At 61.1% G+C, this 8,638-nt stretch carries 10 protein-coding genes and 2 pseudogenes; 6 read left to right on the forward strand and 6 right to left on the reverse strand.

Features of this window, described 5'->3' with window-relative positions:
• Nucleotides 1-110 precede the first annotated feature (110 nt).
• Complete coding sequence (locus LB572_RS29310; protein ID WP_224670189.1) at nucleotides 111-752, reverse strand: hypothetical protein; 642 nt, start codon at nucleotides 750-752, stop codon at nucleotides 111-113.
• Nucleotides 753-922: 170 nt separating this feature from the next.
• Complete coding sequence (locus LB572_RS29315; protein ID WP_181179073.1) at nucleotides 923-1,099, reverse strand: hypothetical protein; 177 nt, start codon at nucleotides 1,097-1,099, stop codon at nucleotides 923-925.
• A 125-nt stretch (nucleotides 1,100-1,224) separates the two neighbouring features.
• Here LB572_RS29315 and xth point away from each other — a divergent pair, with 125 nt between their 5' ends.
• Nucleotides 1,225-1,998, forward strand: a complete 774-nt coding sequence (gene xth, locus LB572_RS29320; RefSeq protein WP_140801405.1) for an exodeoxyribonuclease III — start codon at nucleotides 1,225-1,227, stop codon at nucleotides 1,996-1,998.
• Between the two features lie 105 nt (nucleotides 1,999-2,103).
• Here the strand turns inward: xth and LB572_RS29325 are convergent.
• A pseudogene (locus LB572_RS29325) lies at nucleotides 2,104-2,307 on the reverse strand (DUF2274 domain-containing protein); the annotation flags it as partial.
• 245 nt (nucleotides 2,308-2,552) lie between these two features.
• On the opposite strand from LB572_RS29325, the gene LB572_RS29330 reads away from it, so the two are divergent.
• Together LB572_RS29330 and LB572_RS29335 are read left to right on the forward strand one after the other, a co-directional pair.
• Nucleotides 2,553-2,792, forward strand: a complete 240-nt coding sequence (locus LB572_RS29330; protein WP_140801404.1) for a FitA-like ribbon-helix-helix domain-containing protein — start codon at nucleotides 2,553-2,555, stop codon at nucleotides 2,790-2,792.
• Nucleotides 2,789-3,232 carry a type II toxin-antitoxin system VapC family toxin gene (locus LB572_RS29335; RefSeq protein WP_140801403.1) on the forward strand — a complete coding sequence of 148 codons (444 nt, stop codon included), beginning with the start codon at nucleotides 2,789-2,791 and terminating at the stop codon, nucleotides 3,230-3,232. The genes LB572_RS29330 and LB572_RS29335 overlap by 4 nt, the downstream gene beginning before the upstream one ends.
• Nucleotides 3,233-3,522: 290 nt before the next feature.
• On the opposite strand, the pseudogene LB572_RS29340 reads toward LB572_RS29335, so the two are convergent.
• Nucleotides 3,523-5,807, reverse strand: a pseudogene (locus tag LB572_RS29340) (helicase-related protein); the annotation flags it as partial.
• 304 nt (nucleotides 5,808-6,111) lie between these two features.
• Here LB572_RS29340 and LB572_RS29345 point away from each other — a divergent pair.
• Nucleotides 6,112-6,402 (forward strand): hypothetical protein, encoded by a 291-nt coding sequence (locus tag LB572_RS29345; RefSeq protein ID WP_140801402.1) that lies wholly within the window; start codon nucleotides 6,112-6,114, stop codon nucleotides 6,400-6,402.
• Nucleotides 6,399-6,779 (forward strand): hypothetical protein, encoded by a 381-nt coding sequence (locus LB572_RS29350; RefSeq protein WP_140801401.1) that lies wholly within the window; start codon nucleotides 6,399-6,401, stop codon nucleotides 6,777-6,779. The genes LB572_RS29345 and LB572_RS29350 overlap by 4 nt, the downstream gene beginning before the upstream one ends.
• On the opposite strand, the gene LB572_RS29355 is transcribed toward LB572_RS29350, so the two are convergent.
• The gene (locus tag LB572_RS29355) at nucleotides 6,776-7,369 is read right to left on the reverse strand and encodes an SOS response-associated peptidase (protein ID WP_140801400.1); all 594 of its coding nucleotides are present in this window, start codon (nucleotides 7,367-7,369) and stop codon (nucleotides 6,776-6,778) included. The genes LB572_RS29350 and LB572_RS29355 overlap by 4 nt on opposite strands.
• Nucleotides 7,370-7,442: 73 nt before the next feature.
• Nucleotides 7,443-8,267, reverse strand: a complete 825-nt coding sequence (locus tag LB572_RS29360) for a Ku protein (RefSeq protein WP_140801399.1) — start codon at nucleotides 8,265-8,267, stop codon at nucleotides 7,443-7,445.
• A gap of 82 nt (nucleotides 8,268-8,349) precedes the next feature.
• Between LB572_RS29360 and LB572_RS29365 the strand changes: the two genes are divergently transcribed.
• The gene (locus LB572_RS29365; protein ID WP_140801398.1) at nucleotides 8,350-8,598 is read left to right on the forward strand and encodes a hypothetical protein; all 249 of its coding nucleotides are present in this window, start codon (nucleotides 8,350-8,352) and stop codon (nucleotides 8,596-8,598) included.
• Nucleotides 8,599-8,638: the final 40 nt, after the last annotated feature.

Genomic DNA, 8,638 nt, shown 5'->3' on the forward strand with positions numbered 1-8,638 from the left:
TCACCTTCCGGGAAAATATCGTTCATATTCCCGATGTCGTACGCCTCAAAGCATATGCAGACTTCACCCCGAATTATCTCCATCTGTAGCTCGGCCGTCACTCGTGACGTTCAATGCGAACAGTGACCGAGAGGAGCAATTGGCCCTCCTCGTCCGAGACTTCCATTCTCCATTCTTCGATGGGGCCAAGCGAAAATTCCCGCAGCCGCACGACCGCTCTTTTGGGCACGTTTGAGGGCGGCCTTGACGGCCGCCCGGCGCCTATTCTCGGCAGCTCTCGCCGCGTCTTCTTCCCGCCAGCCGGTGACCAGGTCACGATCGAGCACATCTTCGATGTGGCGCGGGTCGAACACATGAAAGGTGATCTTGCGAGCGCGGCCGCGAAGTTTGACCGTTCTGGTTCCGGCGCTCTGCAAGCGACCGTCCCTCAGCCAGCGGTGCCGCTCGCCGGAGGAGATCGCCAGGATGTCCTCGACTTCGCGAGGGATCACCGGCAGGTCCTCGATGTCGCGCATAGCTTTGGACACGATCGCCGATGCCGCATCAACATCGACATCCGAGCCCTCCGGCAGGCGCAATGTAAGCACGCGGGACTCGATGCGGAGCAGATCTCTTAAGTCACACGCCAGGCGGGCGCGCATTTCGAGGAAGATGTCCCTGGCTCTCACAGACGATCCGCGTGTCGCAGCCGGGGAAAGAGGCCACTCCGCGACCAGCTTGGTGGTCGGGTCGATCTTTCGGCGGGCGGGCATCCCTTTAAATAGATCTCCGATAGAGTTCGCTTCAACACGAAAAGCCGCACAATCCGTGCTTGGCCTCATTCGAAGCCATCCGTCCAACAGCGTCAATGCACCTCCCGGTCCCGCAGATTGACGTGCAATGGACGCTCCCGAAAACACATGTCACAGCCTCTGCGAACGGACTATTCGGTGCCCGGCTCAATGCCGACCGTGTCGCCGTCGCCATGCACGGCGTCGCGATCCCAGTCGTTGGTCTTGCCGGGCGTTTTCGCGGCCGCTTCCTGCTTTTCTCGATCTGTGTCTTTCCGGGGTTGGCGCTCCTGGTTTTCAGTGGATTTCGATTTGTCGCCGCTGGCCATGCAAGCCTCCATGAGTTGACACCAATTTTCAACCGTCGGTCGGACGAACAGTTCCACGAAGAAGTTGAACCCACATCTGCTTCTCGCGTTGCAAGTCCAGGCGAAGCCACGCAGGGAGATCAGCAATGCCCAGGATCGCGACCTTTAACGTCAATGGGGTCAACGGCCGCCTGCCTGTGCTCCTGAAGTGGCTCGGCGAGACGAGTTATGACGTAATCTGCCTTCAGGAGCTGAAAACATCCGACGACAAATTTCCGATCGAAGCCATCCGAGACGCCGGTTATGGCGCTGTCTGGCACGGCCAGAAATCCTACAACGGCGTGGCTATTCTGGCGCGTGGGAGGGATCCGGTCGAGCGCCGCCGCGGCTTGCCGGGCGATCCCGATGACACGCACAGCCGCTATCTGGAGGCGGAGGTCGACAAGCTGGTCGTCGGCTGCATCTATCTACCCAATGGAAATCCGGCGCCAGGTCCCAGGTTCGACTACAAGTTACGTTGGCTCGAACGTCTGATTGAGTACAGCGGATCGCTATTACCAGAGCGCACCGTCCTTTGTGGCGACTACAATGTCGTTCCAACCGAAATCGACGCCGTAGTTCCGAGGCGCTGGGTGGGCGATGCCGTCTTCTTCCCGGAAAGCAGGGAAGCTTACGCACGCATGTTGGGCATTGGGTGGGTGGATGCGACGCGCCGGGTCCACCCCGGCAAAGGCATCTACACCTATTGGAACTTCTCCTATCGCGGCGGCTACGACCGAAGCTCAGGTCTACGGATGGATCATCTGCTCGTAAGCCCGTCGCTGGCGGAGACCGTTCGAGCTGCCGATGTCGATGTCGAGACCCGTGGATGGGAAAAACCGAGCGATCATGCACCCGCCTGGATCGACCTAGGCGGATAGGACCGACAAAGCGCGACCGGAGCAGGGACGACCAAGCCATCGCGACGCAGGCAGAGCAGGCATCGCCCGCGCACTTGTTGACACGCACGTTCCGAGGCAACTCAACTAAGACTTCGGCACCCTTTTCGCCGCCGCGAAGCCGCGATCCGATGCAATGAACCGCTCAAGCATCGGCACGATCAAACGCAGGGGATCGGTTCGCAGCTTCCCGGTGTCGAGTCCAAGGATCTCCGCATACCTGACCAGGTCGCGATGGAGTGGCGCCGGTAGCTCGACTGTGACTTTAACTGGCTTATCGTCGGCGACTGGACGAGCGGGGCTTCTTCAGCCCTGCGCAGGATGACGGGCCGGGATCGCGACGGGCGCGATTGAGCGCCAGCGTCGGCGCACCACCCGGTCTGCGAACGGTCCTTCTTTCTTTTCCCCTCCCCTTTTTTCTCTCCTCAAATCCGAACAGACTGCGAGTTTGGCGAGCTGCACCGCGATCGGCGGAAATCTTGATCAGGAGGCCATCGATTGCTATCTTTGTGCTCAATGAGAGCATGGAGGGCCCCATGGCCGGGAATCTGCACGTCCGTAATCTGGACGACGACTTAATCGCCAAGCTCAAGAGGCGGGCCGCCCGACATGGGCGCTCGGCTGAAGCCGAACATCGCGAGATTCTGAGACAGGTTTTGGAAACGGAGGTCGAACCCTCGTTCGATGAACTGGCGGCCCAGTTGCGGCAGCTCACTGGGCGGCGCAAGCAGACGCCCGCCGAGGTCCTGCTGCGCGAAGGACGTGACGAGCGGTGACGGAAACGCTCGTCATCGATGCCAGCATCGCCGTCAAATGGGTGGTGGAAGAAGACGGCACGCCTCTCGCGCTTGGCTTGCGGCAAAGGCATCGTTTGGCGGCGCCGGAGCTTCTGACGGTCGAGTGCGCCAACATTTTATGGAAGAAGATTCAGCGCGGCGAACTCAGCCGCGAGGAGGCGAAGCTCGCAGCGAATTTGCTCGAGCGCAGCGATATCGAATTGTTCGGTATGCGCGGGTTGCTCGCCAAGGCGACCGAACTGGCGACGGATATTGGCCATCCGGCCTACGATTGCATGTACATCTGTCTGGCGATGAGCAGGAATTGGCGCTTCGTGACCGCTGATGAGCGGCTGACGAGGGTGCTCAATCAGAAGGCGCCTCCCGCGATAGCTAATCTCTGCGTTACCCTGGAGCAGTTTTCGTCCGGCTCGCACTAAAGCAGCGAAAGCTGCGGTGGAGCGGCGTCGAATGCGCGAGAGATTACCATGTCGAGACAGGGCGTCCCGATTTGTCGGCCGGTGATTTCGCCGCCGATACGAGGTGGCGCGATCAAATGAAAACGCGATAACGCGTTCGCGCGCCGACCGTTCGAGGAGTTTATGACGGAGCGCTGTGCGCGGTTTTGCAGAACGCGCCCGGAGCTTTCGGCCCGGCTTGGGCTGATCGACGACGAACGCGACTCGGTTAATCTAGGCGCCGGCTGCTCGCGTCCCCTCTGGCCATGCACCTCAATGTCACGCGCCAGGGATTTGTCGGTTTCGGCAAGCTGTCGGCGCTTGTCGGCGAGCTCGTCCGAGAAAGCGAATGTGACACCGTCGCGTGACCGATAGGTCGCCAAGCGCTTCTGCGCGTAGCAGAGGCGATGACGATAGCATCCCTGTTCATCCTCGAAGGCATCGAGGATATGTTCCAACCGGGCAATCGCGCCCGGTGGCGTGGTGGTGACGGGCAGCTCGATTTCCGTCCCGGATCCAGTACGCACCAGCATGGTGGCGTAGCGATACCCGTCCTGGCCGAAGTGCTCTCCGGAGTATTCGACTTCGAATCCGCCGATCGTGGCGATGGCGCGGGCGCCAACGTGCTGGAGCTGCACCAGGGCGAGGATCTCGGTCATCAGCGCGCGGCGGCGATTTTGCGCTCCGTGAATATCCGGTCGCCAACGCGCATGCCGAAGGCCTCGCCCGTCGTCGGAACCAGCCGCGCCAGGTCCTGGCCGATCTCGGCAATCCGGCGTGTCGAGTATTCGATGTCGCGCTCGGCATCACGGAGCTGCCGGCGAATGGCGAACTGGTCGTCCTGATGCGCGGACCGCAGCCGCTCGAGCCGCGCGATGTCAGCTTCGAGGCCCGCCTTCTGCATCAGGCGCGGATCGCCGGACGCGATGGCCTTAGCCGTGGCAAACTGGTTGGCCTGGCCTTCGCCGAGGTCGTCGAGGCGGCGCACCGAGGTGTCGCCCGATAGCGCCGCAGCGATGAACCGGGCCTTGCGCTCGTTGTTCTTCCACATCTGGGCGTCCATCGAGCCTTCGGTGGCGTAGGCGAAAATGTCGACGACGTCGTGCTGGTTCCCCTGCCGCAGGATGCGGCCCTCGCGCTGCTCGATCTGCGACGGGAGCCACGGAAGGTCGAGATGATGCAGCGCCTTGAGCCGGAGTTGGGCGTTGACGCCGGCGCCCATCGTGTCGGACGAGCCAATGAGGAAGCGGACCTTGCCGGCACGCACGTCGCCGAAGAGGCGCTGCTTGGCCTCGGACTTCTTGAAATCCTGCAGGAAGGCGATCTCGGCCGCCGGCACGCCCGTGCCCACCAATTCATCGCGGATCCAGCGATAGGCGGAGAACCCACGTGTCGTCTCGACGTTGATGGTGCCGAGATCGCTGAAGATCATCTGCGCGGCGCCGGTGCGCTCGAACGGCTTGCCGTCCGGCCGGACGTAGGCGCTGTCGGCCGTCTCCTTCCAGATACAGTAGGCATTGGCGACAAGGTCGTTGAGCTTGTTGTCCGGCTCATCGTCATTGTCGGGATGGACCAGACGCAGGTCGATCGCCGCATGGCGGCCATCGGTGATGACCGAGAGCAGGATATCGTCGCCGGGCTCAGGCGGGCGTTCGCGCTATTCGATTGCCTTGATGCGGGCATCGAGGAGAACCTGATAGCGCTTGAATGCGGCCGAGGGCTTGGACGTCCTGATCTGGCGCGTGTCCGTCGAGAGCATCGGCACCTTGACATAGTCGCGCAGGTCCTCGGGCATGACCACGTCCGCGAAGGAGCGGAACATGGCGATCAGCTCCGGGACGTTGACGAAAGTGGCGAAGCGGGTGACCGGCTTGTATTTGCCGTTGGGCTGCAACTCGAGCTCGGTGGTGACATCGCCGAATGTCGAAGCCCAGTCGTCGAACTCGTGCAGGCCGCGCTCGGTCAGGGCCGCGTAGCCGGGGTAGCGCTGGACCGAGAACATCTCGCCCAGCGTGTTGGTGATCGGTGTGCCGGAGGCCAGCACGAGCGCCCGGCCCGGATTCCTTGTCTCGATGAAGCGGGATTTCACATAGAGGTCCCAGGCGCACTGCGAGCCATTCGGATCGATCCCCTTCAGCGTCGACATGTTGGTGGCGAAGGAGAGCTTCCTGAACTCCTGCGCCTCGTCGACGATGATCTGATCGACGCCGATCTCGGAGATGGTGAGCAGGTCGTCCTTGCGGGTGGCAAGGGCCTCCAGACGTTCCTTGAGGCCCTCCTTCAGCCGCTCGAGGCGCTTGCGCGAGACGCGATCGCCGTTCTCGACCTTGGTGAGCAGGACCTCATAGAGCGCGAGCTCGCCCTCAATCATCTGCTGTTCGAATGCGGACGCAACGCTGATGAAGCGGAAGGCGGAGTGGGTGATGATGATGGCGTCCCAGCTGGCCGTGGCCGCGCGGCTGAGGAAGCGATGCCGCCTGTCCTTGATGAAATTGGTCTCGTCGGCGACGAGGATGCGCGCCGTCGGATAAAGCGCCAGGAATTCTCGCGCGGCCTTGCGATGAATGAGCAGCATTCCGGGCCGCCGCCGGATTGCAGCCTGCCATCCCGCCTGCGACACGATGAAATCCGGCGACCGCGAGATGGTTTCGACCAGTGTGGACTCCTCCCGGTCCCAGACCTCGACCTTGAAATTGTCCTCTGCTGTTTTGCCCATAGCTCCGCCAGCCGAGCGAGCCGCCCGTGCCATTCATGAGTTCCTGCTGATCCGTCTGAGATAGAGAACAAATTCCTAGCCGGTCAATGGGTCCCTTGACTTTTTTGTTCTCATTTCGTTCACTGTCGGCAATATGCAGGCATCCATGAAGATGACCCTAAACCTAGAAGGCGCTTCGCCCGAAGAAGTGGCTCGCGGTATATCTGCCGCGGAGGCCGTTTTTGCCGAGGCCGGCATCACTGCGGAGGAAGCCGCCGACGGAATGTTCGCCCTCGAAGGATGGGACGGCCAAAGCTTTTCCGAGGACGCAGAGCCTACCGAAGACGACGATGCTGCTGCGGCGGTCTGGATGAAAGCTAACAAGGCTGCCCTTGAGGCCTGTTGTGCGGGCTGGCCAGAAGTGCCGCGCGAGCTGCGGCTTGAATTGCTAGAATGACAAGGCGCAGCCGCAGCATTCCACCGCCGTCGACCATCGATCGCGATATGCCGCACCAGGTCGCGTTGCCAGACGACATCTGCATGGACCGCAATTACACGCTGATTAGGCGGTTTCTTGACGAGCGCAGCATGTCCTGCCGGACAAGAGCGGTGACCGCGATTTGGGAAGACGGCAAGCAGGAACAATGGCGGTTGCACTGCTTCGCCGATCGCGAAGTCGCGGTGGCCTTCTTCGACCACTTCGGCGGCGTCGCTTTCGATCCGAAGCGTGACCGAGAGAACGGACACCCTCGTGGCGTCTGGCGCCGCCAGGGCGCCTACGAGCGAATTCTGGAAATGGGACCACTCAGCGTGCCCGAAGCCCTGCGCGATTAGGACCGCTCTGGCCGCACAGTCTCAACGGATAGCGACCCGGCCGGCAGCGGTCGCAATAGCTCACTCTCTGGTTTCGACAGGTCGAGCCAGGCGTTCCAGTTCTCGGGCTGAAGCACGACCACCTGCCGATTGTGATATGGCTCGACATCCGGCCCGGGATCGGTCGTCAGCATAGTGAAGGTGGGCGGCTTGTTGCCGGCCGCCTCACGCCAGAGTCCAGCGATGGCCAGGAACAGCGATCCATTCAGCGTGAAGCGGTGTTTCGCCTTTGGGTATTTGGTGCCTCTGAATTCGAAGAACGCCGACGCCGGCACGAGGCAACGGTTGCTATCAGCAAAACGGCGGTCCTCCGATCGGAAATTGAATACTGGCCCGCCTTTCGATCCCGAAGGGGGAAAACCGAACGTCATGGAGGCAAGTTCGATCGCCTCCCCGGCAGCGCGCATGATCGGCGCCGGATCATTGATGCGGACATCGTCTGCCTGCGGTAGGTCTAATTCGGTTTGATGGGCCGAGACCTTGAGCGCCAGCGACGCCATCATCCGGCAATATTCAGCCCAAGCGACGTGCTGCTCATAATCGTTGCACATAGAGTTTCCCACGAAAAAGGAACGCGAGCATCCCGGGCAGTCTATCACGGCGACGCCGGCTTTGAGGAACCGGCTAGGCCGATTTTCGCGCAGGCTTTGCCTTTGCCGATCCCTTGATACCCTCCGCGGCAAGGCTCTTCTTCAGCACCGCTGCCAGGTTGACGACATTCTCCTTCGGCTTTGGCGCCGGCTTGGGCGGCTTCTTGCCTTTGCGCTTGGCGTCGATCATAGCGATCAACGCATCCTCGTAGGTGTCTTCAAACTTTGACGGGTCGAACTTCGTGACCTTTTTGTCGATCAGGAGCCCGGCAATTTCGAGCAGATCCTTGTCGTACTTCGGGCTCTTCAGATCGTCGAAAACGCTGCGCTCTGAAACCATCTCGTTATGGGTGCGCAATTCCGTCAGGAGCATTCCTTTGCCGAACGGCTGGATGATAACCTCCCGGCCCCGCTGGTAAAGAACAACGCAGGATCGCGCCGCGACCCGCTTCTTGGCCATGGCTTCACGCAGCACCGAAAACGCCTCGACAGCGGCGCCGTCAGATGGGACGACATAATAGGGCTTTTCGAGATAACGCGTGTCGATATCGTCGATCGAAACGAAGCCTTCCACGTCCAGCGTATGTTGCGACGTGAGCTTCAGCTTCTTGATCTCGTCAGGCTCTATCTCGAGGAAGTCGCCCTTCTCCGCCTCAAAGCCTTTGATCTGGTCCTCCGAGGGAACGACTTCGCCAGTCTCTTCATCGATATAGGCGCTTTTGACTGGCAAGCCGTCTTGGCGATTCAGAATCTTGAAATGGACCTTCCCGGCCTCTGTGGTCGCACCCACCAACTTGACCCCGCAGGCGACCGACCCGACTTTTAGAAAGCCCTTCCAAACCGCGCGTGGCGCCGCCATGTGTTGTTCCTCACCGATCCAATCACATGGAACAGTTGGCGCCGAGCATGGTTCCCGCTCCGACCAATGCTATCAGGCAAGCATGCAGACGAAAGCGATTTACGATTCGGCGGCGGGAACCTTCACGCTCGAGAAAGGCATTTGGCGAGGGACGTTCCCGATTGCCGACTTGCCGAAATGGCTGACGTTCTATCGCCAGCAGATGCAACGGTATCCGGCGCACGCGGCCCAATACGCACCCGACGTGGAGGCGCTTGAAGCACTGACGGCAAGGCTTCGCGACTCTGACCGAAAGGAACAAGCGGCTGCGGCCGAAGTTGAGAGCGGATGAAGAGCTACATGGTCGAGGAGATGGCCGGCGACACGCCGGT

The sequence above is a fragment of the Mesorhizobium sp. BH1-1-5 genome, from assembly GCF_020165615.1.
Taxonomy (GTDB): domain Bacteria; phylum Pseudomonadota; class Alphaproteobacteria; order Rhizobiales; family Rhizobiaceae; genus Mesorhizobium.

Excerpts from the sequence above, each read along its gene's own strand:
- LB572_RS29360 (WP_140801399.1), bottom strand. The coding sequence starts at position 8,267 with ATGGCGGCGCCACGCGCGGTTTGGAAGGGCTTTCTAAAAGTCGGGTCG.
- LB572_RS29315 (WP_181179073.1), bottom strand. The coding sequence starts at position 1,099 with ATGGCCAGCGGCGACAAATCGAAATCCACTGAAAACCAGGAGCGCCAA.
- LB572_RS29345 (WP_140801402.1), top strand. The coding sequence starts at position 6,112 with ATGAAGATGACCCTAAACCTAGAAGGCGCTTCGCCCGAAGAAGTGGCT.
- xth (WP_140801405.1), top strand. The coding sequence starts at position 1,225 with ATGCCCAGGATCGCGACCTTTAACGTCAATGGGGTCAACGGCCGCCTG.
- LB572_RS29365 (WP_140801398.1), top strand. The coding sequence starts at position 8,350 with ATGCAGACGAAAGCGATTTACGATTCGGCGGCGGGAACCTTCACGCTC.
- LB572_RS29310 (WP_224670189.1), bottom strand. The coding sequence starts at position 752 with ATGCCCGCCCGCCGAAAGATCGACCCGACCACCAAGCTGGTCGCGGAG.
- LB572_RS29330 (WP_140801404.1), top strand. The coding sequence starts at position 2,553 with ATGGCCGGGAATCTGCACGTCCGTAATCTGGACGACGACTTAATCGCC.
- LB572_RS29355 (WP_140801400.1), bottom strand. The coding sequence starts at position 7,369 with ATGTGCAACGATTATGAGCAGCACGTCGCTTGGGCTGAATATTGCCGG.
- LB572_RS29350 (WP_140801401.1), top strand. The coding sequence starts at position 6,399 with ATGACAAGGCGCAGCCGCAGCATTCCACCGCCGTCGACCATCGATCGC.